The sequence below is a fragment of the Micromonospora sp. NPDC048843 genome, assembly GCF_040649965.1.
In the GTDB taxonomy this organism is placed as follows: domain Bacteria; phylum Actinomycetota; class Actinomycetes; order Mycobacteriales; family Micromonosporaceae; genus Micromonospora; species Micromonospora hortensis.
In genome coordinates this window covers 19,214-45,274 of the sequence record NZ_JBEZGJ010000001.1, presented here as the reverse complement: position 1 = coordinate 45,274, position 26,061 = coordinate 19,214, and the positions used below count along the sequence as shown (strand labels likewise).

At 71.8% G+C, this 26,061-nt stretch carries 24 protein-coding genes and 1 pseudogene; 11 read left to right on the top strand and 14 right to left on the bottom strand.

Going from position 1 to position 26,061, the window contains the following annotated elements; genetic code table 11:
* Positions 1 to 12: 12 nt before the first annotated feature.
* Positions 13 to 279 carry a DUF6457 domain-containing protein gene (locus AB0C20_RS00200; protein ID WP_357178549.1) on the bottom strand — a complete coding sequence of 89 codons (267 nt, stop codon included), beginning with the start codon at positions 277 to 279 and terminating at the stop codon, positions 13 to 15.
* On the bottom strand, positions 276 to 1,037 hold the full coding sequence (locus AB0C20_RS00195) for an NTP transferase domain-containing protein (RefSeq protein WP_357566889.1): 762 nt from the start codon (positions 1,035 to 1,037) through the stop codon (positions 276 to 278). The genes AB0C20_RS00200 and AB0C20_RS00195 overlap by 4 nt, the downstream gene beginning before the upstream one ends.
* A 291-nt stretch (positions 1,038 to 1,328) precedes the next feature.
* Here AB0C20_RS00195 and fdhD point away from each other — a divergent pair, with 291 nt between their 5' ends.
* Positions 1,329 to 2,195: a formate dehydrogenase accessory sulfurtransferase FdhD gene (fdhD, locus tag AB0C20_RS00190; RefSeq protein WP_357178555.1), complete on the top strand. Its 867-nt coding sequence runs from the start codon at positions 1,329 to 1,331 to the stop codon at positions 2,193 to 2,195.
* Positions 2,196 to 2,208: 13 nt separating this feature from the next.
* Here the strand turns inward: fdhD and AB0C20_RS00185 are convergent, their stop codons facing one another.
* The 4 genes from AB0C20_RS00185 to AB0C20_RS00170 form a co-directional block, all read right to left on the bottom strand.
* On the bottom strand, positions 2,209 to 2,925 hold the full coding sequence (locus tag AB0C20_RS00185) for a GAP family protein (protein ID WP_357178558.1): 717 nt from the start codon (positions 2,923 to 2,925) through the stop codon (positions 2,209 to 2,211).
* Positions 2,926 to 3,041: 116 nt separating this feature from the next.
* The gene (locus AB0C20_RS00180) at positions 3,042 to 3,440 is read right to left on the bottom strand and encodes a hypothetical protein (protein ID WP_357178561.1); all 399 of its coding nucleotides are present in this window, start codon (positions 3,438 to 3,440) and stop codon (positions 3,042 to 3,044) included.
* A complete protein-coding gene (locus tag AB0C20_RS00175) occupies positions 3,437 to 3,688 on the bottom strand; it encodes a hypothetical protein (protein WP_357178564.1) in 252 nt (83 codons plus the stop codon). The genes AB0C20_RS00180 and AB0C20_RS00175 overlap by 4 nt, the downstream gene beginning before the upstream one ends.
* 61 nt (positions 3,689 to 3,749) lie before the next feature.
* Positions 3,750 to 4,793 carry a DUF4192 domain-containing protein gene (locus AB0C20_RS00170; RefSeq protein ID WP_357178567.1) on the bottom strand — a complete coding sequence of 348 codons (1,044 nt, stop codon included), beginning with the start codon at positions 4,791 to 4,793 and terminating at the stop codon, positions 3,750 to 3,752.
* Positions 4,794 to 4,966: 173 nt separating this feature from the next.
* Between AB0C20_RS00170 and AB0C20_RS00165 the strand changes: the two genes are divergently transcribed.
* The 5 genes from AB0C20_RS00165 (at position 4,967) to AB0C20_RS00145 (ending at position 11,647) form a co-directional block, all read left to right on the top strand.
* Positions 4,967 to 5,881 (top strand): fructosamine kinase family protein, encoded by a 915-nt coding sequence (locus AB0C20_RS00165; RefSeq protein ID WP_357566888.1) that lies wholly within the window; start codon positions 4,967 to 4,969, stop codon positions 5,879 to 5,881.
* Positions 5,878 to 6,891 (top strand): GTP 3',8-cyclase MoaA, encoded by a 1,014-nt coding sequence (gene moaA / locus AB0C20_RS00160; RefSeq protein WP_357566887.1) that lies wholly within the window; start codon positions 5,878 to 5,880, stop codon positions 6,889 to 6,891. The genes AB0C20_RS00165 and moaA overlap by 4 nt, the downstream gene beginning before the upstream one ends.
* A 2-nt stretch (positions 6,892 to 6,893) precedes the next feature.
* Positions 6,894 to 7,148, top strand: coding sequence for a MoaD/ThiS family protein (locus tag AB0C20_RS00155; RefSeq protein WP_357178576.1), 255 nt, complete (start codon positions 6,894 to 6,896; stop codon positions 7,146 to 7,148).
* A 13-nt stretch (positions 7,149 to 7,161) separates the two neighbouring features.
* Positions 7,162 to 8,406 (top strand): metallophosphoesterase, encoded by a 1,245-nt coding sequence (locus AB0C20_RS00150; RefSeq protein ID WP_357178579.1) that lies wholly within the window; start codon positions 7,162 to 7,164, stop codon positions 8,404 to 8,406.
* Positions 8,407 to 8,467: 61 nt separating this feature from the next.
* Positions 8,468 to 11,647 carry a UvrD-helicase domain-containing protein gene (locus tag AB0C20_RS00145; RefSeq protein ID WP_357178582.1) on the top strand — a complete coding sequence of 1,060 codons (3,180 nt, stop codon included), beginning with the start codon at positions 8,468 to 8,470 and terminating at the stop codon, positions 11,645 to 11,647.
* Positions 11,648 to 11,829: 182 nt separating this feature from the next.
* Here the strand turns inward: AB0C20_RS00145 and AB0C20_RS00140 are convergent, their stop codons facing one another.
* Together AB0C20_RS00140 and AB0C20_RS00135 are read right to left on the bottom strand one after the other, a co-directional pair.
* A complete protein-coding gene (locus tag AB0C20_RS00140; RefSeq protein WP_357566886.1) occupies positions 11,830 to 12,474 on the bottom strand; it encodes a prepilin peptidase in 645 nt (214 codons plus the stop codon).
* Between the two features lie 10 nt (positions 12,475 to 12,484).
* Positions 12,485 to 13,489 (bottom strand): EamA family transporter, encoded by a 1,005-nt coding sequence (locus AB0C20_RS00135; protein WP_357178588.1) that lies wholly within the window; start codon positions 13,487 to 13,489, stop codon positions 12,485 to 12,487.
* A 435-nt stretch (positions 13,490 to 13,924) separates the two neighbouring features.
* Between AB0C20_RS00135 and AB0C20_RS00130 the strand changes: the two are divergent.
* The 3 genes and pseudogenes from AB0C20_RS00130 to AB0C20_RS00120 form a co-directional block, all read left to right on the top strand.
* Positions 13,925 to 14,392, top strand: a pseudogene (locus AB0C20_RS00130) (hypothetical protein); the annotation flags it as partial.
* Positions 14,393 to 14,814: 422 nt separating this feature from the next.
* Positions 14,815 to 15,264, top strand: a complete 450-nt coding sequence (locus AB0C20_RS00125) for a hypothetical protein (protein WP_357179477.1) — start codon at positions 14,815 to 14,817, stop codon at positions 15,262 to 15,264.
* A 156-nt stretch (positions 15,265 to 15,420) separates the two neighbouring features.
* Entirely contained in the window at positions 15,421 to 16,662 is a 1,242-nt protein-coding gene (locus AB0C20_RS00120) for an ATP-binding protein (protein WP_357178591.1), read from the top strand.
* Between the two features lie 25 nt (positions 16,663 to 16,687).
* On the opposite strand, the gene AB0C20_RS00115 is transcribed toward AB0C20_RS00120, so the two are convergent.
* On the bottom strand, positions 16,688 to 17,236 hold the full coding sequence (locus AB0C20_RS00115; protein ID WP_357178594.1) for an N-acetyltransferase: 549 nt from the start codon (positions 17,234 to 17,236) through the stop codon (positions 16,688 to 16,690).
* Between the two features lie 133 nt (positions 17,237 to 17,369).
* Here AB0C20_RS00115 and AB0C20_RS00110 point away from each other — a divergent pair, with 133 nt between their 5' ends.
* Entirely contained in the window at positions 17,370 to 17,915 is a 546-nt protein-coding gene (locus tag AB0C20_RS00110) for a DoxX family protein (RefSeq protein WP_357178597.1), read from the top strand.
* A gap of 214 nt (positions 17,916 to 18,129) precedes the next feature.
* Positions 18,130 to 19,596, top strand: a complete 1,467-nt coding sequence (locus tag AB0C20_RS00105) for a glycosyltransferase 87 family protein (RefSeq protein ID WP_357178601.1) — start codon at positions 18,130 to 18,132, stop codon at positions 19,594 to 19,596.
* A gap of 4 nt (positions 19,597 to 19,600) precedes the next feature.
* On the opposite strand, the gene AB0C20_RS00100 is transcribed toward AB0C20_RS00105, so the two are convergent.
* From AB0C20_RS00100 to AB0C20_RS00080, 5 genes are all read right to left on the bottom strand, one after another.
* Positions 19,601 to 20,029 carry a molybdenum cofactor biosynthesis protein MoaE gene (locus tag AB0C20_RS00100; protein WP_357178604.1) on the bottom strand — a complete coding sequence of 143 codons (429 nt, stop codon included), beginning with the start codon at positions 20,027 to 20,029 and terminating at the stop codon, positions 19,601 to 19,603.
* Complete coding sequence (locus AB0C20_RS00095; RefSeq protein WP_357178607.1) at positions 20,026 to 21,282, bottom strand: molybdopterin molybdotransferase MoeA; 1,257 nt, start codon at positions 21,280 to 21,282, stop codon at positions 20,026 to 20,028. Before AB0C20_RS00095 ends, AB0C20_RS00100 begins: the two co-directional genes overlap by 4 nt.
* A gap of 77 nt (positions 21,283 to 21,359) precedes the next feature.
* On the bottom strand, positions 21,360 to 21,830 hold the full coding sequence (locus tag AB0C20_RS00090; RefSeq protein ID WP_357178612.1) for a MogA/MoaB family molybdenum cofactor biosynthesis protein: 471 nt from the start codon (positions 21,828 to 21,830) through the stop codon (positions 21,360 to 21,362).
* Positions 21,827 to 22,318, bottom strand: a complete 492-nt coding sequence (gene moaC / locus AB0C20_RS00085; protein WP_357178616.1) for a cyclic pyranopterin monophosphate synthase MoaC — start codon at positions 22,316 to 22,318, stop codon at positions 21,827 to 21,829. Before moaC ends, AB0C20_RS00090 begins: the two co-directional genes overlap by 4 nt.
* A 261-nt stretch (positions 22,319 to 22,579) precedes the next feature.
* A complete protein-coding gene (locus AB0C20_RS00080; RefSeq protein WP_357178619.1) occupies positions 22,580 to 25,684 on the bottom strand; it encodes a BTAD domain-containing putative transcriptional regulator in 3,105 nt (1,034 codons plus the stop codon).
* Between the last annotated feature and the right edge of the window lie 377 nt (positions 25,685 to 26,061).

Here is a 26,061-nt window from a genome sequence, read left to right as displayed (position 1 = left end):
GGACAGCGGCGGTCAGGGGGCTGTCGGGTCGGCGGGGTCGGCGCCCAGCTCCACCGGCCAGGCGCCCGCCAGCGCGGTGAGCCGGGCCGCGGCGTCCGCCGGGTCCGCGCCCCGACCAACGGCCAACCCGAAGAGGTACGCGGTGACCGGCGCACCCGGACGCAGCACCTGATGGGCGACGTCCCGGGCCAGATCCAGCACCGCCGGCACCGGCACCGCGGCCGGGTCCAGATCCAACTCGGCGCACACCGCCGTGACCCAGTCGTCCATCACCGTCATCGCGCCCACTCCTCCGCCCGGCGTACGTCCTCGTCAGTGTCGCAGTCGAACCACGGCGGCGGACCCTCGCCGGACCAGGCCATCTCCCGCACGACGAGACCCGCGAGCAACGCCCGGACCGGGGCTCCGGACAGGCTGCCACCTCGCTCAACCCTCAGCCGGTCCAAGGCCGCCCGCAGCGCGGCGACCCGCCAGACGCCGCAGAGCGACTGCCGCCGCCCGTCCCCGTCCACGAAGCACGCCCCGTCCGGTCCCCGCTCAGCGCCGCCGAGGCCGCTGTAGACCGGCGGAGCAACGCCGCTGTGGGCCGGCGGCGCCGACGCAACGCCGCTGTAGGCCGGCGCCGCCGGAGCGGAGCCGCCGTGCGCCGGCAGCGCCGGAGCGGAGCCGCCACCCGCCGGTTCGGTGTCGGGGGCCTCAAGGTCGAGGTGTTTCAGCAGGTCGCCGATCGCGGTCCGGGTGAGCAGTGGCAGGTCGGCGGCGAGCAGCGCGACCACCGTGACGTCGGGATCCAGCAGCGCCAGGCCGGCCGCCGCCGCAGCGACCGGACCCCCGCCGGGCGGGTCCTCCCGGACGACCCGCACACCCGCCGGCACGGCGTCGGCCGCACCGACCAGCACGCGCGGCGTCGCGTCGCTGACGGCTGCCAGCACCCGGTCGCGCATCGGCCGGCCACCGACCGGAAGCGCGGGCTTGTCGACCCCGCCCATCCGTCGGGCGGCCCCACCCGCGAGCACCACTGCGGCGTACGTCCCCACCCGCCCACCGTAGCCGTGCCCACGCCCGCTCGGGCCGGCCTGCCCTTCGCCTCGCCCCTCGCCCCTCGCCCCTCGCCCCTCGCCCCTCGCCCTGGTGATCATGAAGTTATCGCTCGACACGCCCACGACACGCGCGGACAACTTCATGATCAACGCGTGAGGGCGGGGTGGGGGCGGGTCGGAGTGGGGGCGGGTCGGGCGGGTGGGCGGCGCTCGGTCGGGTCGGCGCTTGCGGGTGCCCGATGGCCGGCGGTCGTGCGGGTGTGCCGGCGGGGGGTGGAGGATGGCGGGATGGGACGGGCAACTGATCGACGCGGCGTACTCCGGATCGACCTGGACGCGGCGACCGCCGGGCGCGGGTCGGTCCGCCGGCCGGACACGCTCGCCGTGGAGGAGCCGCTGGAGATCCGGGTCGGCGCGGCCGGCCCCGGCCGACGCCGGCCGCTCGCCGTCACCATGCGTACTCCCGGCGACGATCTGGACCTGGCCATCGGGTTCCTGCTGACGGAGGGGCTGATCCGGTCGACCGACGACGTGTTGACAGCGCAACTCTGTGCCGGCGCGGAGACGCCGAACACGTACAACGTGGTGGACGTGGTGCTCGCCCCCGGCGTACCGGAACCGACCACCGACCCGTCCCGGAACTTCTACACGACAAGCTCCTGCGGGGTCTGCGGCAAGGCCAGCATCGACGCGGTACGCACCCGGTCGCTCTTCCCTGTCGCGGCGGACCCGCTCAGCGTGCCGGCCACGCTGCTCGCCGAACTGCCCGACCGGTTGCGCGCCGCCCAGCGCGGCTTCGATCGGACCGGCGGGCTGCACGCGGCGGGGTTGTTCACCCCCGGCGGTGAGCTGGTGGTGCTCCGAGAGGACGTGGGCCGGCACAACGCCGTGGACAAGGTGATCGGCTGGGCCGTGCGGGAACGCCGACTGCCGCTCGCCGGGCACCTGCTGCTGGTCTCCGGACGGGCCAGCTTCGAGCTGACCCAGAAGGCGTGGATGGCGGGGTTGCCGCTGCTGGCCGCGGTGTCCGCCCCGAGCACCCTCGCCGCGGAACTGGCCGACGAGGCAGGGATGACGCTTGTCGGCTTCCTGCGCGGGCGGACCATGAACGTCTACGCCGGGCCGCACCGGATCACTGTGGAGCAGCCAGCCTGACGGGAGTGGCCCGTCAGCGACCGATCCGGTCGATCAGGTCGAACAGGGCCAGCCGTGCGGCGGCATCACGGGCGATCAGGAAACCGGCGATGCCGAGGATCCAACCCAACGCGCTGCCCGCCTTCGTGACGATCCAGGTGTTCAGGCGGGCCAGCACCGGCTCGACCAGTCGCGGGCGGGCCACCCTGGCACCCAGCAACAACACCGCCGGCAGCACCATGACCAGGCAGTACCCGGCGAGCAGCACCACCACGCTCGCCGCTCCCACCTCCGAGGTGGCCAACAAGCCAACCGCACCGAGGTACGGAAGCATGGTCGCCACCTCGGCAAGCGCCGCGAGCAGCGCGAGCCCGACCAACCAGCGGGCCGAGGAATCTCCGGCGGTGGCCCGGTCCCGCCAGCGCAACACACCACCGGTACGGGGACGCCGCTTGCCGTCGTAGCGGAAGCTGAGCGCCAGCATTCCCACGCCCAGGACGAGTTGTGCCCAGAGGACGCCTCGGTTGTCCAGGGCGCCGCCCAGCGCGTCGCCCAGCCTGCTGCCTCCCCAGACCAGCAGCAACCCGACCGCGAGGTAGAACACCGCGATGGTGGCGAGGTAGCCCAGGATCCGCCGGACGTTGACTGGCCCGGGGGCGAGCAGCAACCAGACCGGGATGAAGAGGGTGCCGATGCTGGTGCTGTCGATCAACGCCAGCCCGGCCAGCGACAGCAGCAACTCGGGGGTCATGTCGTACCGACGCGGAGAAGGGCCACGAGATCATTCTCCGGCGGCGGTGAGCCTGCCGCGTCGGCCGTGGACAGGAGTAACGCGTACATCCTTCGACGGAGGCGTCGCCGGAGCCGTCACCCCAGGTCGAGGATGCTCCAGTTGGTGGGGAGCACCTTCGCCGCCACAGTGGGTTGCACTGTCGCGTAGTGCGCCTCGTGGGTGAGTGCCGCGCGGGCGGCCTGGCCGAACGAGATGTCTCCGGCCGCGGCGCGAGCCAGCTTGCCGGTGTCGCGCACGTCCTCGGCGTCGAGCGGCAGCAGTCGGATCATCGGGGCAGTCGTCATCAGGGCCAGCAGCGCGGCATCGATCTCGTCGGCCACGCTCGCGAATGCGACAGCCAGGCAGGTCGCGGGGATGGCCACCTGCCGACCCTCGTCGGCGACCTCCAGCATCAACTCCCCCACCGAGACGTTGCCCTCGATGTAAGCCGTCAACGCCGACGCGTCGAACACGACAGCGATCTGATCGCTCATCCGGCGCGTCCCAACATCCGGCGCCCCTCGGCGAGAGCGTCCGCCGGAATGGGCGTCGCCAGGCGCTCCCGCCATCGCGCCCTGCCCGCCTCGGTCACCTCGATGCCGGCTCGCCGCAGCACCTCGTCGAGGTGCCCGCGGGCCATCTGGACCCGTACCGCCGCGGTGATGGCGGCCGAGACGTTGGGCTGCTGGTCGAGCCACTCCGCGACGTCGTCGGGGAGGCTCACGGAGCGCTTCACTGTCACGCTCGCCAGCCTAGCAACGTCGGTAGCACCGGCGGTATTACCGCACGGATGGCCGGGCCGGTCAGCGGCGGCCACGTCGGCTCCGTTTGCGGGGCCGGATGACGCCGGGCATCCCGACCGACGGCCAGCCGTCCAACTCGGCCGGGGGCACACCCCGCCGGAGCAGGTCGTCCAGCACCAGGGCGAGCGGGTAGTCGGGGTGCAGGCTCAGCGTGCGTTCGAGCGCGACCGCCGCCAACGCGCCCTGACCGGCGCGCCAGGCGGCGAACGCCAGCAGCGCACCCGGCGCGGCGGCCATCTCCGGCTCGGCGCGGCGCAGCACGTCGGTCCAGAGGGCGATGTCCCGGTCCCGGCCGTCGGTGCGTTCCCACGCGTGATCGCGGACCGACAGGTGGGTCATCAACAGGCTCAACCAGGCCACCTCGTCGTCGTCGAGCCGCTCACCACGCCGCTGCCGGCGCTGGGCCTCGCGGACCGCCGCCACCCCGGCGGCGCGCAGCGCCCGCGCTCCGAGCAGGTCACTCTCGGGTGCCTGCTCGATCAGCTCGGCCAGTCTCAGCTCGGCGCGGGCGGTTGCCGCGCGGGCCGCCTCCCGGGCCGGGCCGTCCACCGGTGCCACCTGCGCCACCAGGGCGGACCGGTCGGGGAGTGCGACCTGACCCGCGAAGATCGCCGAGGCGGTCACCCGGTTGACTGTCGGGTCGTAGCGGCGCCCCTCGGGCGGGCAGCAGTCGGGCTCGGTGCAGAGGTAGGACCACCAGCGGCCGTCGGTCACCCGCAGCGCGTCGAGCACGTGCAGCCCGAAGTCGTTCAACGCGTCGCGCACCGCGTCCACGGCCGGGGTGACCCGCTCCGGTTGCCCGTAACCCACGACGGTGGCGGCCTCCGCGCCCTGCCGGCGGATCACACCAGCCAGGTGCCCGGCCAATCCGCCCAGCTCGGCCGGCTCGGGCAGGTCCGCGCGGGCGGCGAAGACGATCTGTCGGCCGACCAGCGCCACGGCGACCACGCTGTCGGTGGGATGAAAGCCGAGCAGGTACGGCACAGCGGCGATCAGGTCGGCGGGTGAGCGGACGGCGAGCTGGGGGCGTTCGGTCGAGGTCATGTCGGAAGCCTGCGGCGGGTGTACCAGGCCCTGCCACCCCTGTGGACGACACGCGACTTATCCACAGTTACTGAACGTGTTTTCCCTGCTCACGCCACACCTACGGGTGCGGAAAGAGCGCCGATGTCGTCGGGCGACACCTGGCTGTCGTAAGGAGCGGTTACCGTGCGCTGATGGACCTGGCGTACCTGCGCGCGCATCCGGCACACCTCCCGACTTTCCGAACCCATCAGCGGCTCCGGGAGACGCCGGTCGCCGGTGGAAACATCTGCGCGGCCGCCCGGCTCACCCTCGACGACGGCCACTCCGTCTTCGCCAAGTCCTGGCCGGAGGGTGCCGACCGTCCGGCGCCGGAGGGCTTCTTCGCCGCCGAGGCCGCCGGGCTGCGCTGGCTACGGGAGGCGGGTGCGGTCGGCGTACCCGAGGTGATCGTGGTGTTGCCGGAGCTGCTGGCGCTCGACTGGGTGGAGCCCGGCGAACCGACGCCGGAGGCCGCAGAGCGCTTCGGTCGGGAGTTGGCCGGGCTGCACGGTGCGGGCGCAACCGCCTTCGGTGCCACCTGGCCAGGGTTCATCGGCTCGCTCCCACAGGACAACACCCCCACGGCCGGGCGCTGGTCGACCTGGTTCGCCGAGCGACGCCTCGCCCCCTACCTGCGACGCTCGGTCGACGGTGGCGCGCTGACCAGCGCCGATGCCGCTCTGGTCGAGCAGGTGATCGGTCGCCTCGACGGGCTCGGCGGCGACGAGCCGCCCGCGCGCATCCACGGCGACCTGTGGCCGGGCAACGTGCTGTGGGGTGCCGACGACCGGGCCTGGCTCGTCGACCCGGCAGCGCACGGTGGGCACCGGGAGACGGATCTCGCCCAGCTCGCCCTCTTCGGCGGCATCCCCCACCTGGATCGGGTGCTGGCCGCCTACCAGGAAAGTTGGCCACTACCGGACGGTTGGCGTGACCGCGTGCCGGTGCACCAACTGCATCTGCTGCTCGTGCACACAGCACTCTTCGGCGTCAGCTTCCGAGATGTGGTCGTCCAGACCGCCCGTGGCGTCCTGAGCCGGGCCGAGCGCGCTACGGTCGACAGGTGAGCGTCGCCCCGAGGACCGACGGCGTCCTCGTCGACCGGTACGGCCGTGTCGCCCGGGACCTGCGTGTGTCCCTCACCGACAAGTGCAACCTGCGCTGCACCTACTGCATGCCGGCGGAAGGTCTCCCCTGGCTGGCCGGCCCCGAGTTGCTGACCGACGAGGAGATCGTCCGGCTGGTCCGGGTGGCTGTCGAGCTGCTCGGCGTGACCGAGGTGCGGTTCACCGGCGGTGAGCCTCTGATCCGACCCGGGCTGGTCGACATCGTGACGGCGGTCGCCGCCCTTCAACCCCGCCCCCGGGTCTCGCTGACCACCAACGGCATCGGCCTGGATCGGCTCGCCCCGGCGTTGCGGGCGGCCGGCCTGGACCGGGTGAACGTCTCACTGGACACCCTGGACCCGGACCGGTTCACCAGGCTCACCCGCCGCCCCCGCCTCGATGCGGTTCTGGCCGGGCTCGCCGGGGCGGCGGCCGTCGGGCTCAGCCCCGTGAAGATCAACTCAGTGCTGATGCGTGGTGTCAACGAGGACGAGGCGCCGGCGCTGCTCCGCTTCGCCCTCGATCACGACTACCAGCTGCGGATCATCGAGCAGATGCCGTTGGACGCCCAGCACGGTTGGGCCCGCGACACCATGGTGACCGCCGAGGAGATCCTGGCGTCGCTGCGTACCGTCTTCGATCTGAGCCCCGATCCGGCCGAGCGCGGCGCGGCACCGGCGGAGACCTGGCTGGTCGACGGAGGCCCCGCCCGGGTCGGTGTGATCGCCAGCGTCACCCGTCCCTTCTGCGGGGACTGCGACCGCACCCGGTTGACCGCCGACGGCCAGGTCCGTGCCTGCCTGTTCGCCACCGAGGAGTCGGATCTGCGCGCCGCGTTGCGCACCGGCGCGGACGACGACGAGTTGGCCCGGCGCTGGCGTACCGCAATGTGGGGCAAGCGCGCCGGGCACGGCATCGACGACCCCACCTTCCTCCAACCGACCCGCCCGATGTCGGCCATCGGAGGCTGAGCGTGGAGGGGACCCCGCTGACCGTCCGCTACTTCGCGGGCGCCCGCGCCGCCGCCGGCCGCACCGAGGAGGCCATCTCCGCCGGGCGGTCACTGGACGACCTCACGGCCGAGCTGACCCAGCGCCACGGCGACCGTCTCGCCGGGGTGCTGCGGGTGGCGAGTTTCCTCGTGAACGGCGTCACCTGTCATGATCGTCAGGCACCCCTACCGGCCGGGGCCACGATCGATGTCCTGCCCCCGTTCGCGGGCGGCTGAGGGAGGCGCACACATGATGGCGGTTCTGGGGTTCGTGGCTGTCCTGGCGCTGGTCACCGGTCTGATCCACCTCTACCTGTGGAAGCGGCTCGTTCGGGACACCACAACGCCGGGCCGTTGGCGACGGATCGGCGGGATCGCCGCCCTGGTGCTGGCCCTGCTCGTGCCGGTCACCCTCGCCGGAACGCAGGCCGGGCTCTACTGGCTCGCCTGGCCGGGCTACCTGTGGCTCGCGCTGATGTTCTACCTGCTGGTCGTCCTGGTCGTGCTGGAAGTCCCGATGCTGGTCACCCGGCTGGTGCTGCGTCGCCGGGTGGTCGCCGCGGAGCCCACCACCGCCGCCCCCGAGCCGGTGCTGGTCGGTGCCGCCGGGCCGACCGAACCACCGGCAGCCGGCGCCGTGGCGGCACCGGACCACGACCCGTCCCGTCGGTTGCTGCTGGCCCGCGGGGCGGCCATCTTCGCCGGCCTCACCGCCACCGGCGTCACCGGGTACGGCATCCGCACGGCGCTGGGCCCGCCCCACCTCGACCGGGTGCGGATCCCACTGGCCAAACTCCCCCGCAGCATGGACGGCCTGCGCATCGCCACCGTCTCCGACATCCACCTCGGCCCGCTGCGCGGGCGGGCACACACCGAGCGGATCGTCGCCGCGATCAACCGGCTCGACGCGGACATCGTCGCTGTCGTCGGTGACCTGGTCGACGGCTCCGTGGCCGAGCTCGGCTCGGCCGCCGCGCCGCTGCGCGACCTGCGCTCCCGCTACGGCAGCTTCTTCGTCACCGGCAACCACGAGTACTACTCCGGCGTGGAGGAGTGGGTCCAGGAGGTCGACCGGCTCGGTCTGCGGGTGCTGCAGAACCGGCGGCAGGAGATCCAGGCCCGGGGCGGTGTGCTCGACCTGGCTGGCGTGAACGACATCACCGCTGTGGGCACCGGCCTCGCCGCCGGGCCGGACTTCGCCGCCGCCCTCGGTGACCGCGACCCGAGCCGACCCGTTGTCCTGCTCGCGCACCAGCCGCTGGCCGCCAAGGAGGCGGCCCGCTACGGCGTCGACCTGCAACTGTCCGGGCACACCCACGGCGGGCAGATGGTGCCGTTCAACCTGGCCGTCAAGCTGGAGCAGCCGGTGGTCAGCGGGCTCGGCGAGGTCGACGGCACCAAGGTCTACGTGACCAATGGCGCCGGTTTCTGGGGGCCGCCGGTCCGGGTCGGCGCGGAGCCGCAGATCAGCCTGGTGGAGCTGCGCTCGGCATAGCGGAGGTCACGTACGCGCGTGGCGGCGGGTGGCCGGCGCGGCGGGCGTGACAGGATGCGGCGTGCCTCCGTTCAGCGCCGTACCCCCCGGTGGCCTACCGCCATTCGTCGCGGACCTGCACATCCACTCGAAGTACTCGCGCGCGTGCAGCCGTGACCTCACCCTGCCGAACCTCGCGTGGTGGGCCCGGCGTAAGGGCATCGGCCTGCTCGGCACCGGAGACTTCACCCACCCCGCCTGGTACGACCACCTGCGGGAGACGCTGCGCCCGGCCGAACCGGGGCTCTACCGGCTCGACCCGGAGGCGGAACGGGACATCGCCCGTCGGCTGCCACCGCGGCTCGCGCACACGGCGGAGGCGGACCCGGTCCGTTTCATGCTGAGCGTGGAGATCTCCACCATCTACAAGCGGGACGACCGGACCCGCAAGGTGCACCACCTGATCTACCTGCCGGATCTGGACGCGGTGGCCCGGTTCAACACCGCGCTGGGCCGGATCGGCAACCTCGGCTCCGACGGCCGGCCGATCCTCGGACTGGACTCCCGCGACCTGCTGGAGATCACGCTGGAGGCCAGCCCGGACGGCTACCTGGTGCCGGCACACATCTGGACTCCCTGGTTCTCCGCGTTGGGCTCGAAGTCCGGCTTCGACGCGATAGCGGACTGCTACGCCGACCTGGCCGAGCACATCTTCGCCGTGGAGACCGGGCTCTCCTCCGACCCCGCCATGAACTGGCGGGTCGGCAGCCTGGACAGCTACCAACTGGTGTCCAACTCGGACGCGCACTCGCCGCCGGCGCTCGGCCGGGAGGCGACGGTGCTGACCGCCGAACGGGACTACTTCGCCGTTCGGGAAGCGCTGCGAACCGGTGACGGTCTGGCCGGCACCATCGAGTTCTTTCCCGAGGAGGGCAAGTACCACGCGGACGGGCACCGGCTGTGTGGGGTCAACTGGTCACCGGAGCGCACCCGAGCGGCCGGCGGGCGCTGCCCCGAGTGCGGCAAACCCCTCACCGTGGGTGTCCTCAGCCGGATCGAGGAGTTGGCGGACCGCCCGGACGGGCACCGGCCGGCGCACGCCCGGGACGTCACCCACCTGGTGCCGCTGGCCGAGATCCTCGGCGAGATCAACAAGGTGGGTGCCCGGTCGAAGAAGGTCGAGGGTCGGCTCAACGAGTTGCTGGCCGCACTCGGCCCCGAGCTGGAGATCCTGACCACCACCCCGCTGGCCGAGATCGCGCAGGCCGGTGGTGAGCTGCTCGCCGAGGGCATCGGACGGCTGCGGCGCGGCGACGTCCGCCGGGTGCCCGGTTACGACGGCGAGTACGGCGTGATCACGCTTTTCGACAGGGCCGAACTGGGCGCGCAGGAGACGCTGTTCGACGTACCGGTGCCGGCGCAGCGACGACCCGCGGAGCCGGCTCCCCGGGTCCCGGCCAAACGCCCGGCGGCGGCCAAGGCGGAGCCGAAGCGGAAGCCGGTCCCGGCACCCGCGCCGCCGATCGCATCGCCGCCGTCTCCGCACGAGCCGTTCGAGCCGATGCTCTCCGGCATGGAGGAGGTCGGCACCGGCCTGCTGGACCGACTGGACGCCATGCAGCGGGTGGCCGCCTCCGCACCCGGCGGTCCGTTGCTCATCGTGGCCGGTCCAGGCACCGGCAAGACCAGGACGCTCACCCACCGGATCGCGTACCTCTGCGCGGAGCTGAACGTCTTCCCCGAGCACTGCCTCGCGATCACGTTCACCCGCCGGGCCGCCGAAGAACTGCGGCACCGGCTCGACGGCCTACTCGGCCCGGTCGCCGAAGACGTCACAGTGGGTACGTTCCACGCGTTGGGGTTGACCATCCTGCGGGAGAACGCCGACGCGGCGGGTCTGCCGGCCGACTTCCGGATCGCCGACGACGCCGAGCGGGCGGCAGCGCGCACCGAGGCCGGCGACGACAGCGCCGCGTACGTGTCGCTGCTGCGCAAGCAGGACCTGGTCGACCTGGACGAACTGGTGACGCTGCCGGTGGAGCTGCTGCGGGCCGACCGGAAGCTTGTCGAACGGTACCGGGACCGCTGGCGGTGGATCTTCGTCGACGAGTACCAGGACGTCGACGAGGTGCAGTACGAGCTGCTGCGGCTGCTCAGCCCCGCCGACGGCAACCTCTGCGCCATCGGCGACCCGGACCAGGCCATCTACTCGTTCCGGGGTGCCGACGTCGGCTACTTCCTGCGCTTCTCCGAGGACTTCACCGACGCCCGACTGGTCCGGCTCAACCGCAACTACCGCTCGTCGGCCCCGATCCTGGCCGCCGCCGTGCAGGCCATCGCGCCGTCCTCGCTGGTCCGGGGCCGACGACTGGACCCGGCCCGGCTCGACCCGGAGGCTCCGCTGGTCGGGCGCTACCCGGCGGCGTCCGTGGCAGAGGAGGCCGACTTCGTGGTGCGTACCGTCGACGATCTGGTCGGCGGGTTGTCGCACCGTTCGCTGGACTCGGGCCGCATCGACGGCCGGTCCACCTCGCTGTCGTTCTCCGACATCGCCGTGCTGTACCGCACCGACGCGCAGGCCGCCCCGATCGTGGACGCCCTGGCCCGGGCCAACATCCCCGTGCAGAAGCGTTCCCACGACCGGCTGCGGGATCGGCCCGGGGTGGCCGCCATCGCCCGCGAGCTACGGCACGCCGACGGTCTGGCCGGCTCACTTGCCGCCCGGGTGCGGCTGGCCGGTCAGGTGGTCGCCGAGCGGTTCGCCGTGCCCACACTGGACGGCGCCAGCAACGCGGTCCGGCCCGAGGACGTCCGCTCGGCCGTGGACCTGCTGACCCCGCTGGCCCGACGCTGCGGTGACGACCTGGAGGCTTTCCTGTCGCAGTTGGCCACCGGCGCGGAGGTGGACGCGCTCGACCCGCGTGCCGAGGCGGTCACGCTGCTCACCCTGCACGCCGCGAAGGGCCTGGAGTTCCCGGTGGTCTTCCTTGTCGGTGTCGAGGACGGGCTGTTGCCGTTGCGCTGGCCGGGCTCGACGCCGGACGAGGACGCCGTCGCCGAGGAGCGCCGGCTCTTCTTCGTCGGCCTGACCCGGGCCCAGGACCGGCTGTACGTCAGTCACGCCGCCCGCCGCACCCGGCACGGCGCCGAGCGCGACTGCGCCCCCTCACCGTTCCTCAACACCATCGACCCCGGCCTCTTCGAACGCTTCGGCGAAGCCGAGCCCCGCCGCCCCAAAGACCGCCAACTCCGCCTGATCTAACCCGGTCCCCACGCCCCGCGCCCCTCCACCCCGCGCCCCTCCACCCCGCGCCCCTCCACCCCGTCGATCTTGCACTTTCGGTCGTCGTTGTGCGTGGAATGCACCTTATGTCGGCGCAGAAACTGCAAGATCGACGAAGCCGGGGGGCGGGGCCGGGGCGGGGCAGGGCGGGGCGGGGCGTTTTAGGTGAGGAGGGGGGCTAGCCAGGCGCCGGTGAGCAGGGCCGGGCCGAGGGGTAGCAGGGTGTTCCGGTGCACCTTTCGGGTGGCGAGCAGGCCGAGCACCACACCGCCGTGCAGCACGTGCGGCAGGAGCAGCCCGGCCAGTAGGACGTCCCACCCCAACCAGCCGAGCGGCAGGCCGAGGACGGCGGCGAGTTTCACGTCCCCGAAACCCAGCCGTGAGCCGGGCAGCAGGGCCAGCAGCACGTGTGCCGCGCCCGCCACCGCCGCACCTCCCAGCGCGCCGAGCAGCCGGCCGGGGGTGTCGGACAGCAGCGCCGCGATGGTCAGCCCTCCGAGGGCCAGCAAGCCGGCGACGAGCACCAGCGGGTCGGGCAGCCGCAGGCAGGCCAGGTCGACCCGCGCCAGCACCAGACCGACCGCCGCGACCGCGAGGAAGACCGGCAGCGCCGGGTCGCCACCCACGGCGACGGCAAGGCCGACGAAGACGCTGGCCGCCACCATCGGGTCCACCCAGGGCCGCTGCGGCAGTGGAAACGCCGGTGGCCGGGCGTCCGCTGTGGCGAAACGCCGCGACACCAGTGGTACGACGAGGCCGACCAGCGCGCCGAGCAGCGCGATAGACACCAGCACGGCGGCCGACATGAGCCGGACGTTACTGGCGGTCGCGCACCGGCGTGTCCCCCGATCGTGATCCCGTGCCCGCCCGACGCGGCCGTTCGGTGGTCACCACCAGGGCGACCCCGGCGACGATGACAGCACCGCCGAGCAGCACCTGCGGAGTGATCGGCTCGGCCACGAGCAGCGCGCCGAGCGCCACCGCGACCGCCGGGTTCACGTAGGCGTACGTCGACACCAGCGAGATCGGCGCGTTGTGCAGCAGCCAGACGTACGCGGTGAAGGCCACCAGCGAGCCGGCCACCATGAGGTAGCCCAGCGCCAACCAGGACCGGGTGCTCACCGCCGCCGGGTGGAAGTCGGCCAGTTCGCCACGACCGGCGGCGACGGCCACCAGAAACAGCGCGCCGGCCATCATCTCGTACACCGTAGCCACGAACGGGTCAGCGGGCATCCGGATCCGTCCGGACAGGAACGACCCGACCGACCAGGAGGTGGCCGCCGCCACCACTGTCAACGCCCCGATCAGCGGCACCGCTGCCGAACTACCGCCCGGCAGCACCAGCAGGATGAGGCCGACGAAGCCCACCGTGACCCCGGCGAACGTCCAGATCGGCGGTCGATCCCCGGTGGCCGAGCGCAACAGCACCACCAGCAGCGGCACCGTGGCCACCAGCAGCGCGGCGATCCCCGACGGCACCGCCACTCCCGGCGGCCCCGATTCGGCGAGCACCACCAGGCCGTTGCCAGCGGCGAGCAGGAGCACCCCGACCAACGCGGCCGAGCCGAGTTGCCGTCGGTCCACCCGCAGCGCGCCGGGGCCTCGACGCAGTCGCAGCACCACCGCCAGGACCAGGCCGGCCACGGCGAACCGGAGCGCTGCCGACAACAGCGGAGGCATCGTCTCCACAGTGATCCGGATGGCCAGATAGGTCGACCCCCAGAGCACGTAGACCACGATCAACGCGGTCCAGATCAGTGTCGGGGTGCTGCTGGCACGACGGCCGGCGAGGGCCGTGGCGCTTGGTAAAGGTGAGCTCATCAGTGGACCACGCTACGGTGACCCCGGAGTCCGCGTCGCGCTTTGGTGGCCGGCCTCTCACCACTCGTGCAGGAGGGCGGCATGACGAACTACGGACAACCGGGGAGCGGCCACCCGGGGCCGTGGCGTGGGCAGAGACCCGACGAGACGCCCGGTCGACCGGCGCAGCAGCCCTACCCGCCCGCGGCGGAGCCCTACCCGCCGGCGGTCCCGTCGTACCCGCCCGCACCGCAGGGACGACCCGGGCCGTACGGCGGCCCACCCAACCCGCCCTACGGTGCGGCGCCCGGCGCGCCCTACGGTGCAACTCCGCCCTACGGCGGCGGAACGGATACGCCCTACGGCCACGAGCCCCGCACGCCCTACGGCGGCTCGTACCAGCCGGCCCAGCCGACCCAGCCGTACGGCGGGCAGCCGTACCGGCCCGACGACCCGTACGGCGAGGATCCGGCACCGAGCCGGCGCGGTCGGGGGCCGTTGATCGCGGTACTGGCCGTCGTACTGCTGGTGGTGGCCGTCGCTGGCGCGTTCTGGTTGCGCCGTGGGCAGAGCGACCCGGTGCCGGCAGCCGCGCCGAGCAACTCGGCCGTTGCCGGTGAACCCAGCGCGGACGCGGTCGAGCCCGCGCCGAGCGCGGCAGCACCGGAGTCGTCGGCCGATCCCCGGTTCGCGAAGGTCGGCCAGTGCGTCCGCAACGACGGCACCGCCGGCGGCAAGCCGAAGCTGCTGATCAGCGGCTGCACCGCGAAGTCGTACGAGGTGCTGAGCCGGATCGACGGCCCGACCAGCGGCGAGCGGGACGCCGAGGCCAAGTGCGGCAAGGTCGAGGGCTACACCAACTGGTATTTCTTCGACAGTGAGCTGGACACTCTCGACTTCGTCCTCTGCCTCAAGCAACGCTGAGACCCTCCACCCCAGGGGATGACATGACGACCTACGGACCTGCGGGTTCCGATCAGCCGGACGATCCGTACCAGCGCCCAGCCAGTGGGCCTGACAGCTCACCGCCGGACGACCCGACAGTGCCCCAGTGGAGCGCCCCGCCTTCCGCGGACGATCCGACCCGGCAGCAGTGGAGTGCTCCCCCGACCGACGCGGAGCCACCGACGGCACCCCTGTGGGCGCCGCCGCCCACCAACCCGGAGCCGCCGACCACGCCGATGTGGGCGCCGCCGCCCACCTCGGGCCCGGGTTACCCACCGCCCGGGCCGTTCCCACCGGCCGGGCCGTTCCCACCGGCGGGCCCGATGCCCGGTCAGCCGGCCGGGCCGACACCGGGCCAGCCACCCGCGCCGTGGGGTCAGCAGCCTCCCGGTGGCTACGGGATGCCGCCCGTCGCGCCGGTGAAGAAGACCGGCCGCAACGTCGCTCTCATCATCACTGCGGTGGTGCTGCTCGTGCTCTGTCCGTGCCTCGGCCTGGCCGGATGGGCGATCTGGAAGGTGGCCGACGCCGGCGGTGACGCGGCGCGTGCCCCGTCGACGAGCGCCCCGGGCGTTCCACCCGCGCTGCCCAGCGACGCCCCGACGTCGGCCGCCCCGACTCCGGGCGAGGAATTCGCCAGGGGTGACTGCGTGGTGAACGACGGCAGTGAGAACGACGCGGACCTCCGCAAGGTGCCCTGCGGCCCGAACACCTATCAGGTGCTGCTGCGAATTCCGGCGACCACTGACGGCGACCGGTGCGAGACGCTCGCGCCGCAGGCGACCGCGAACTACGTGCACGACAACTCGGTCGACCTGTTCGACTACGTGCTCTGTCTGAAGAAGCGCTAGCCCGATCTGGCCGATCGCTGGTCCGATTGCCAAAACTAGGGCTGTCTAGCATGGACGCTAGACAGCCCTAGTTTGTGGTCGACGGTCTCGACACGCCGGTAGCCCCATCTATCCATGTCTAGCCTCGCAGCTAGATGGCCCGATAATCTGCGATGCGTGGATCCGGTCCGCAACCCGTACGCGCCGGGCGCCGGTCAGCGTCCGCCCGAACTTGCCGGGCGGGGGCGAGAGCTGGACGTCTTCGACATCGTGCTCGAACGCATCGCCCGGGGCCGACCCGAGCGCAGCCTGATGCTCACCGGGCTGCGGGGCGTCGGCAAGACGGTTCTGCTCAACACGCTCCGATCGCAGGCGATCAACAGGCTCTGGGGCAGCGGCAAGATCGAGGCGCGTCCGGACCAGTCGTTGCGCAGACCGGTCGCCGCCGCGCTGCACATGGCAGTCCGGGAGCTCGCCCCCCGCCACCGCGCACCCGACCGGATCGACGCGTTCCTCGGCGTCCTCAAGGCGTTCGCCCAGCGGTCCAACCCGACCGGCCGGGCCGGTGCCGCCACCAAGCTGCGCGACCGGTGGCAGCCCGGCATCGACGTGCCAGCCGCCAGCGGCCGGGCCGACTCCGGCGACATCGAGATCGACCTGGTCGAGCTGTTCAGTGACGCCGCCGCCGTGGCCAGTGACGTCGGCACCGGCATCGCCATCTTCATCGACGAGATGCAAGATCTCGGCCCGGAGGACGTGTCGGCGCTCTGCGCCGCCTGCCACGAGCTGTCCCAGCTCGGCGCGCCGCTGATCGTCGTCGGCGCCGGCCTTCCGCACCTGCCGGCAGTGCTCAGCGCCGCCAAGTCGTACTCCGAACGGTTGTTCCGCTATCAACGCATCGACCGGCTCGATCGGATCGCCGCCGACCGGGCGCTCTGCGCGCCCGCCGAGCGCGAGGAGGTCGAGTACGAGCAGAAGGCACTCGACCTGCTCTACGAAAAGTCCGGCGGCTATCCCTACTTCGTCCAGGCGTACGGCAAGGCCACCTGGGACCACGCGCCACGCTCGCCGATCACCGCCGCTGACGTGCGGGTCGCCGCACCCGAGGCGGAGGCCGAGCTGGCGGTCGGGTTCTTCGGTTCCCGGTTCGAACGGGCCACTCCCGCCGAACGCGAGTACATGCGGGCGATGGCGATGATGTCAGCGGTCGAGGGCGAGCCCGGCACCGTCGTCCGCGACGACATGGACGCCGCGGTGCCCACCGCGGAGATCGCCCGTGCCCTCGGCCGCAAGCCGGCCAGTCTGTCTCCGGCCCGGGACGCGCTGATCAAGAAGGGGCTGATCTACTCCGGTGAGCGGGGCACTGTCGCCTTCACCGTCCCGCACTTCGGCCGGTACCTGCGGACCCAGCCGGCCTGACCCCCAACAATCGCGTCGACCCCGGTCAGACCTTCGACCAGGGTGCCGGGAAGAGCACCTCACCGCGAGGCGGGGGCCCCTCCTCGCTGGTGGACGGCGGCAGCACCAGCGCCTGCCAGGGTTCACCGAGGCCGGCCCATGGGCCGGTCAGGCCGAGTTCACTCGCCGGGCCGAACCCGAACCGGCGGTAGAAGGCCGGGGCGCCGAGGACGATCACGAGCCGCTCACCCAACTCGGTGGAGGCGTCCAGGGCGGCCTGCACGACAGCCGTGCCGTGCCCGACACGCTGTCGGTGCGGCGCGACCGCCACCGGGCCCAGGGCCAGGACGGGCACGTCCGAGCCTCGCTCCGGCCGCAGCCGCGCCCGGGTGAGCAGCGCGTAGCCGACCACCTCACCGCCGTACTCGGCGACCATTGCCAACTCGGGCAACCAGGCGGTGGTGTCGCGTAGCTCGTCGACCAGGCTGACCTCCGGCGGCGTCGTCACGTCCGGACGGGCGAAGGCCGCGGCCAGTACGCGGCGGACCGGGCCGGCGTCGGCCGGGTCCTCGGGGCGTAGCCGCAGCGTGGTCACCCGCGCGACGTTACCCGCCAGCGCCCGTCCATCCGTGACTGTCGCTCGATTCGGCGTGGCGCACGTGTACGAACACCAATCCGATCCTGCGGTTGACGGGGTAGCAAACGTCGCGACGGGGTATGACTGATCCATGACGCCCGTACGCTCCCTCGCCCGCGCCATGCTGAGCGGCATCTTCGTGGTCAGCGGGTATCGCAACTTACGCAACCCCGACCGGCTTACGGTGGCCGCCAAACCGGTGACCGACAAGGTCGCACCGATGCTGAAGAAGGCACACCCGAGCTTCCCCACCGAGACCGAGACGTTGATCCGGCTCAACGCGGCCGTGCAGGTCAGCGCCGGTCTGATGCTGGCCACCGGCCGGTTCAGCCGACCCGCGGCGCTGGTTCTGGCCGGCACGCTGGTGCCGGTGACCATCGCCGGGCATCCCTTCTGGAACAACGACGACCCGATCGCCAAGAACAACAACCAGATTCATGTCCTGAAGAACCTCGGGCTCCTCGGCGGTCTGCTGCTCGCCGCGGCGGACACCGGCGGCAAGCCGGGTCTGCGGTGGCGGACGGGCCATCGCATCGGCCACTCTCGACGTTCCATGCAGCGCGCCGTCCGCACCGCCCGACGCGAGGCCCGAATCGCCGTCCGCTCCGCGTCCACCGCACGTCGACTCCCCGGCTGACCTGCGTCGATCCGTCTCCGTCTCACCCCACCCCTCGCTAAGGCCACGAATTACCTGAACCACCCGGTAGGCGTTAACGCGGTGGAAATGTCAAAAACATGTGTGGGATCGGACACGGTCGCATAACGCGGGAGGCACTGACGTGAGGCGCCGTTCTAGGCTCCGTGCAGGACCTGGACGGGTAGGACGACCTTGGTACGGGGGTGGCCACGCCATGCCGACGGATGTCGGTAGACGGGCGGACCGCCTCGCCCCAATCCAACGTGTGTCACGCGGGCTCGACCGTGTGACGCGCGGGATCGATCGCAGGAACGTCGTACGGGGCGCCATCGTGGCCGCCGTCGCCTATGCCGCATGGCTTGCCATCGGCACCTTCGGGCGGCCGTACAACTTCTTCGACATGAAGATCTACCACGGTGCCGTGGTGTGGTGGGCGAGCGGTCACGAGCTCTACGAGTTCATCGCGCCCGAAACCACACTCGGGTTCACCTACCCGCCCTTCGCCGGGCTGGTCATGCTGCCGATGGCGCAGCTGCCGATCGGCGCGGCCGGTCTGGTCAACGCCGCCGCCAGCATCGCCGCGTTGGCGCTGGTGCTGGCCGGGCTACTCCGACCCATCGTGGACCGACTGGGTTGGCCACTGTGGTTCACAGTGGCACTGGCGGTGCCGCTCGCGGTCGCCATCGAGCCAGCTCGGGAGACCCTCGGCTACGGCCAGGTCAACATCCTGCTGTTCGCCTTGATCATGGCTGACCTGATCGGCCTGCGCTGGCGGTCCCGCCGGGGCACCCACTACGCCGCCACCGACGGCCCGCTGCTGCGCTTCATCTACGGCGGGGCCTGGGCGGGGGCCGGTATCGGCCTCGCCACAGCGGTCAAGCTCACCCCGGCGCTGTTCATCGCCTACCTGCTCATCACCCGTCAGTGGCGGGTGGCGGCCACCGCCATCGGCACGACGATCGGCGTGACGGTGGGGACCTTCGTGATCGTCGGTGACGAGTCGCGGACCTACTTCGGCAGCGTGCTGTGGCAGACCGAACGGGTCGGCGCGGCGGACATGACGCCCAACCAGTCCCTCGCCGGCCTGCTCGCCCGGCTGTACGACTCGATCGAGACCCCTGGGCTGCTGTGGCTCGCCTTCTCGGTGCTGATCCTGGCGCTGGGCCTGTCCCGGGCGGCCAGTTCCCGCGCCGACGGTGACGAGCTGACCGCCTTCACGTTGGTCGGTCTCACCGCGAACGTGATCAGCCCGATCTCCTGGACGCACCACCTGGTCTGGGTGATCCCGGCGATCATCGTGCTGGCCGACGCCGCAGTGCGTCGCCGCGAGGCGAGCCGGGGGATGCCGCAGCGCACCGGCCAGGGGCCGGTCTTCGGCGGACTACCCGGGGTCAACGGGCTCCGCCCACCGATCTGGTACCCGACGCTGACCGGGCTCCGCCACGGCTTCGCCGCGATCGGGCTCTACCTGCTCTTCCTGATCTCTCCGATCTGGCCGTACGAACACCAACTGCCGGAGATGTCGCACTACCAGGACGGCCTGTTCGGGGCACTGATGGAGAACTCGCTCGCGCTCGCGCTGATCATCCTGGTTGCCGCGCTGCCCTGGCGTCCAGGCGCGGAGCCGGCGTTCTACGGCGACCGGCTCGCGCGGGCCGTGGTGGTCAACGGCCGCCGCTGAGCGGTCAGGGGCAGTTGACCCATTCCTCGGTGCCGTCGGTGAAGACCTGCCGCTTCCAGATCGGCAGCCGCGCCTTGACCTCGTCGACCAGTCGGGCGCAGGCCGCGAAGGCCGCCGCCCGGTGTGCGGTGCTCACCGCGGCGACCAGCGCCACGTCACCGATGACCAGGGGGCCGACCCGGTGCGAGACCGCCACCGCGTAGACGTCGGGCGCCGCGGCGATCTCGGCGGCCACCTCGCGCAGCACCTGCGCGGCGCTCGGGTGCCCCTCGTACTCCAGGCTGGTGACCTGGCGACCGTGGTCGTGGTCGCGGACCACGCCCTGAAAGGACACCACGGCGCCGGCCCGGCGGTCGGCGACCGCCGCCTCGTGCGTGGCGAGGTCGAGCGGCTGGTCGGTGACCTCGCCGAAGGTGATCGCTGGTGCCGTCACGACGCACGCTCCCCGGGAAACAACGGCAGTGGCACGAGCGGCACCCGGTCGCCGGGCTCGCCGCTGGTGCCGGGACGGATGACAGCGAACCCGTCCGCGCCGGCCAGGCCCCGCAGCATCGCCGAGCCGACGTGGCGGACCGGGAGCGCGACGCCGGCGGACCGGTCCAGTCGGACCAACGCCAGGTGGGTGTGGTCGCCGCGACCGGGCACCGCCTCGGCCAACGTGACCTGCGGCAGCACCGGCATCGACCGGCCCTGGAGGCCGGCGAGCAGCGGGGCGACGAGCGACACCAGCGCGACGATGGCGGACTGCGGGTTGCCCGGCAACCCGGCCACGAACCGGGCTCGCCCGTCGGGGCCGGTCAGTCGGGCCAGCAGCATCGGAAAGCCGGGGCGGACCGCCACAGTGTTGACCACGTAGTCGGCGCCGAGCGCCTCCAGGGTCGGGTGCAGGTGGTCGACCGGGCCGTTCATCGTGCCGCCGGTGGTGCAGACCAGATCGGCGTGGCCCAGCGCCGAGCGTAGGGCCGCCACGTGCGCGGGCAACGTGTCAGCCACCGGGCCGACAACGTCGGATGGGCGGACCTGGCAGCCGTATCGCCGCAGCCAGGCCGGCACCGCGGGGCCCAGCGCGTCGCGGATGCGACCGGCCGCGGGCGGGCCCGCCGTCAGCAGCTCGTCGCCGAAGACCAGCAGCGCGGCGCGCGGCACCCGCCGGACCCGCAGCGTGTCGTGCCCGCAGGCGGCTGCCAGGCCGATCACCGCCGGGTCGACCGGCGTGCCGGCCGGCAACAACTCCTCATCGGCGTACGCCTCCTCGCCGGGGTTCCGCCACTCGGGCGACTCCCGGGGAACGCCGGTGACCAGGCCGTCAGCGCTCGTCGACTCTTCCACCCGCAGCACGGCGGTGGCGCCCTCGGGCACCATCGCACCGGTCGCGATCTCGACGGTGGTGTCGTCCTCGGTGAGCGGCGCGGGGGTGCTGCCGGCCAGGACCCGGCCGACGACGCGCCACGGCCCACTGCCGCGCACCGCCCAGCCATCCACGCTGGAGGTCGGGAACGCCGGCAGGTCGGTGCGGGTGGTCAACGGCTCGGCCAGGGTCGACCCGTCGGTGTCGACAAGTGGTCGGGCGGCGGCGGGCAGCGCGGCGGCCAGACCGACCGCGTAGACCCGCGAACGGGCTTCTTCCCACCCGGCTGGTGGGGGCGCGGCGACCCGATCCGCTGTGGGTGCGGTTTCCGTGCTCACCGACCGAGCCTATCGGCACGGACCGACACCCGCCCGGGCCTGGCGCGCACCGGTCAGTGGCCGCCGCCGCGAAGCGGTCAGTGGTCCCCGCCGCGGAGCTGGTCGACGGTGTGGCCGAGGATCGGCCCGAGAACGGCCAGGCCATCCCGGGCACCGCCGGTCGAGCCGGGCAGATTGACCACCAGCATCCGACCGGCGACCCCGGCAACGCCCCGGGACAGCACCGACGTCGGCACGCGGTCACGACTGTGCGCGCGGATCGCCTCGGCGATGCCGGGGATCTCGTAATCCAGCAGGCCCCGGGTCACGTCCGGGGTCCGATCCGTCGGGGTCACTCCGGTGCCACCGCTGGTCAGCACCACGTCGACACCGTCGGCGCGGGCGGCCCGCAAGGCGTCGCCGACCGGCTCACCGTCGGGCACCACCACCGGGTCGTCGACCTGGCAGCCCAGCTCGCGCAGGCCGGTGACGAGCAGCGGCCCGCTGGTGTCGGCGTAGACGCCGGCGGCGGCCCGATTGGAAGCGACGATCACCCGAGCGCGGATCACGGCCGGCCCTCCGGACGGACCCACTCGCCGGTCTTGCCGCCTTCCTTGCGCAGCACCCGGACCGCTTCCACCGACGCCGCCGGGTCGACCGCCTTGACCATGTCGACAAGGGCGAGACCGGCGACGGCAACCGCCGTCAGCGCCTCCATCTCCACCCCCGTCCGGTCCGCCGTGCGGGCGGTGGCCGTGATCTCCACGGTGTCGGCGGTCAGCAGCAGGTCGACGGTGACGCCGTGCAGGGCGATCGGGTGGCAGAGCGGGATCAGATCAGGGGTGCGCTTGGCCCCCATGATCCCGGCCAGCCGCCCGACGGCCAACGCGTCGCCCTTGGGCAGCCCGTCGCGATGCAGCAGGTCGATGACCTCGGGCGTGGTCCGCAACCGGCCGGCAGCGACGGCCAACCGACCCGTCACCGCCTTGGCTGAGACGTCGACCATGCGGGCCGCGCCGGCGCGATCGACGTGGCTGAGTTGCGCGGGTTCGGTCACGGTCGTGAGCCTATCGGTGCGGTACGACGGCGGTCGGGAGGAGCGGCGTCACGCTGGCGACCGCACCGGGTGCTGCCGGCGCAACGGCCCCGACGCCGCTCCTCCCTCACCAGCCCGCCGCCGAGGTCGCTGGGGGGACCCGGCAGCGGGGCGTGTCGACGACCCGGTTCTGCCCACAGGCAGAACCTCCCCCGTTCGCCGATACGGCCGGTAAGTTACCGGGCCTGCCGATAAGAAATCGATAAACGCCGTTCAGGCTGGTCAGCGCCCTGCGACCACTGTGGCGCCGGTCAACTCGGCGAGGCGACGTTCGGCCTCGAAGCGCTCCGGCACGCCCATCCGTCGGAAGATCGCCAACGCCCGCTCCCAGTGCCGTCGGGCCTCCGCCGGGTCGACACGGGTGAAGTGTTCGGCGAGACCGGCCAAGGCACGTCCCTGCTCGTACGGGTGTGAGATCCGAGTGGCCAACCGCAACGCCTCCTGGTGCACCTCGGACGCCTCGCCACCTCGCCCCTGCGCCAGCAGGGTGCGCCCGAGTTCGTTGAGCGCAGCCGCCTCGACGTGTCGCTCCCCCGAACCGATCGACAGCTTCCGGGCCAACTCGTGCTCCTGCTGGGCCTCCACCAGACGACCCAGACCGCGGTAGGCGATCCCGAGGTCGTTGCGCACCTCGGCCTCGGCGTACCGGTGTCCGGTGCGATCGCGTAGCGCTAACGAGGCCAGGAGAATTCGGATCGCCTGCGGCAGATCGCCCATTCGGACCCGCACGGCGCCGATGTGGCTGAGAGCGTTGAGTGTGTGGAAGACGTCGGAGTTTGTCCGGGCCCACGCCAGGTGCAGGCGATGCAGGCGCAGCGCCTCCTCGTAGCGACCGAGTGAGGTAAGTGCCATGCCGAGGTTCGGCAGCGCCATCGGCACCTTGACTCTGCCGTACCCCTTGTAGTCACGCAAGCGCTCAAAACCGACCCTCACCGCTTCGGTCAGGTTGCCGCTCCAGTAGTAGACAGCAGCGAGATTGGCGCGGTACCGCGCGGTTCTGAGCACGTCCCGCGAGTCTTTGGAGAGGGCGACAGCGCGGGTCAGATGGTGCAGTGCTTCCCGGTTGTCGCCAGTCCGGATATATCCGGAAGCGAGGTAGTTGTTCATCAATGCCGCCGCACCAACGTCCCCGGATGCGTCCGCTGCGATCAGCGCGTGCCGGTGGGTCGTGATGATGTCCTCGAAGTATCCGCGGATGTAACAGAATCGCCAGAGGGCGCGGGCCAGCCGCCACGAGTGCTCGTGGAAGCCCTCATCGAGCGCTGCCCTCACCATCGTCACCAAGTCCGTCCGCTCCGCTTCCAACCAGTCAGCGGTGGGCTCTCCGATCGCGTCGACCAACTCAGGTCGCCCGAACGGGAGATGTGTGACGCGAGATTCCAGGTCGTTGAGTTCCAGCGTCTTGGCGACCCTCAACGCCGCCGCCAGAGTGAAGTCGAACAGGTGAGCCAACCCGGCCTTTCGGTCGCTCGCGGAGTCGGTGTGCGAACACAGCTCGATGGAGTACTGCCGCATGAGGTCGTGCAGTCGGTATCGCGTCGAGTCCACGTCCTCCACCAAGTTCCTGTCGACGAGGTCGTCGAGCGCCGCGCGAGCCTCCGTGGTCGTCAGCCCGGTCAGCGCGGCGACTGCCGGCGTACTGAAGCGACTACCGGGATACAGGCCCAGGAATCGGAAGACACGCTTGGTCGAACTGGCAAGCGGCTCATAGGAAGCGGCGAAAGCTCCGGTGACGGTGCTCTCTTCCTGGGCCAGGTGGTGCAGCACCGGAGCGTCGCCAGCCATCTGCTCGGCAAGGTCCGCCAACCGCCAGCCGCGCCGGTGCGCCAGCCGCGCACCGGCCAGCCGGATTGCCAGTGGGAGATACCCGCACCGACGCACCACGTCGGCGGCCGCCTCCGACTCGGCCTCAACCCTGTCCCGACCGATGCTCAGGCTGAGGAGGTCCACGCTCTCCTGTGGGTTCAGGAGCGGCAGCGTCTGCGAGGGCCCGACATCCGGGTGGGACAGACGCCGCCGCGAGGTGACCAGCACGACGGTGGTCGGCTCGGCCGGAAGCAGGGGCATGATCTGCTCGCTGCTCGCCGCGTTGTCGAGCACCACCACTGACCTCCGACGGGCCAGTTCCTGTCGCCACAACTCCACCCTGTCGTCGAACTCCACCGGTACACGGCCAGCCGGAACGCCCAACTGTCGAAGCAGGGTGACCAGCGCGCTCGATGGCTCGACCCGGTTCTTTTCACCGTGCCCGCACAGGTCGATGAAGAGCGCGCCGTCCGGGTATCGATCGGACAGCCGGCGGGCCAGGTGCACGGCGAGGGCCGTCTTCCCGCTGCCCGCCATGCCGTCGATGATGTGTACGGCCGGCACCCGCTCCTCGATCCGCCGCGTCTCCGCCAGCAGCCGCACCACCACGTCCGCCCTGCCGACGAAGTCGGTGACAGCTCGGGGAAGGTGATCTACCGGGCTGATCTGAGCGGCCGGCTCCAGTGCCGCGCTGACCGCCACGCTGGCCCCGCCCGCTAGCAGTCGCGCCCGATCAAGTCCGCCAACCCGTACGGCGGCACGCGCCGAACCAGGGCGCGACATCGCCGTGACGATGGAGCGGCGCAGCTCCTCAAGATTGCCCCCGGGGCCGACACCCAACTCCGTGGTCAGCGTTGTTCGAACCTCGTCGTACACCGCCAGCGCCTCCGCGTTGTCCCCGCGCTCGTGCAGGGCACGCATGAGCAGGACGTAGGCCGGCTCGCGCAGAGGATGGCGGGCAACCACCTCCCGCAACAGCGCAATCGCCAGGTCGTCCCGGCGCGATCTCAGTTGGACGTCGGCGAGAAGTTCCACTGTCAACAGCCGCTCCTCCTCGGCCGCGACAGTTCGGGAGGTGAGGACGGGCCCGAGCGGTACGCCGGCGAGCATCGGTCCCCGCCACCGAGCCAGGGCGCGCCCCAGCAGCTCACGGGCACGGTCCAAGTGGCCACCCGTCAGGGCTTCCCTGGCCGCGTTCCGTTCCAGCTCGAAGCGAAAGACGTCGACCCGTTCCGGCTCGACTACGAGCCGATAGCCGCTGCGCTGGCGTTCGATGGCACCGCCGCCAGCCGGGAAAGCCTCGAAAGCCCGGCGCAGATTAGCGGCGTAGGTACGCACATTAGCTACGGCCGATCGCGGTGGGCGATCGGCCCATAGCTCATCGACAAGGTCGTCCACTGTCACAAGTCGCTCGGGCTGAACGGCGAGCATCGCGAAGATTGTCTGCTGTTTGGGTGTGCCAAGGCGCAGGGTGTGGGCAGAGAGATGCACCGAAAGGCCGCCCAGAACCTGAATCTCCACCCGCCCCCGCCAGCCGTATCAGGTATTCAGCCGATCACGCAACGGAGTGTACGACCCCGCGCCGTGGCGTACCGCTTACGGGGCGATACGAACGACCGCTGAGTGTCCAGGAGTGACGCGAGGAGCTGTGCCAATGCGAGTCCGGGACCGCACACTGCCTGCCGCAAGTTGCATCGCGGCCTACTGAAACGCGATTATCCACCCGTCGTCGCCAACGATCCCGGAGAAGGGCGGCACTATTACCTGCCCCGTTGGGCACCTACGACCGTGCCAACTCTGCCCATGCCGCCCGTACGCCTGACCAAACTCCGGATGAGGCAACTCCTCACGAGCCCTCAGACTCAAGGAATAGCGCGTCCCATAACCTGGTCAGATAC

What these genes read in the sequence shown, in the direction of transcription:
- AB0C20_RS00200 (WP_357178549.1), bottom strand. Translation starts at nt 279, where the DNA reads ATGACGGTGATGGACGACTGGGTCACGGCGGTGTGCGCCGAGTTGGAT.
- AB0C20_RS00185 (WP_357178558.1), bottom strand. Translation starts at nt 2,925, where the DNA reads ATGACCCCCGAGTTGCTGCTGTCGCTGGCCGGGCTGGCGTTGATCGAC.
- AB0C20_RS00105 (WP_357178601.1), top strand. Translation starts at nt 18,130, where the DNA reads ATGCCGACGGATGTCGGTAGACGGGCGGACCGCCTCGCCCCAATCCAA.
- AB0C20_RS00140 (WP_357566886.1), bottom strand. Translation starts at nt 12,474, where the DNA reads ATGTCGGCCGCCGTGCTGGTGTCTATCGCGCTGCTCGGCGCGCTGGTC.
- AB0C20_RS00180 (WP_357178561.1), bottom strand. Translation starts at nt 3,440, where the DNA reads ATGAGCGATCAGATCGCTGTCGTGTTCGACGCGTCGGCGTTGACGGCT.
- AB0C20_RS00170 (WP_357178567.1), bottom strand. Translation starts at nt 4,793, where the DNA reads ATGACCTCGACCGAACGCCCCCAGCTCGCCGTCCGCTCACCCGCCGAC.
- fdhD (WP_357178555.1), top strand. Translation starts at nt 1,329, where the DNA reads ATGGGACGGGCAACTGATCGACGCGGCGTACTCCGGATCGACCTGGAC.
- AB0C20_RS00165 (WP_357566888.1), top strand. Translation starts at nt 4,967, where the DNA reads ATGGACCTGGCGTACCTGCGCGCGCATCCGGCACACCTCCCGACTTTC.
- AB0C20_RS00135 (WP_357178588.1), bottom strand. Translation starts at nt 13,489, where the DNA reads ATGAGCTCACCTTTACCAAGCGCCACGGCCCTCGCCGGCCGTCGTGCC.
- AB0C20_RS00150 (WP_357178579.1), top strand. Translation starts at nt 7,162, where the DNA reads ATGATGGCGGTTCTGGGGTTCGTGGCTGTCCTGGCGCTGGTCACCGGT.
- AB0C20_RS00110 (WP_357178597.1), top strand. Translation starts at nt 17,370, where the DNA reads ATGACGCCCGTACGCTCCCTCGCCCGCGCCATGCTGAGCGGCATCTTC.
- AB0C20_RS00125 (WP_357179477.1), top strand. Translation starts at nt 14,815, where the DNA reads ATGCCGCCCGTCGCGCCGGTGAAGAAGACCGGCCGCAACGTCGCTCTC.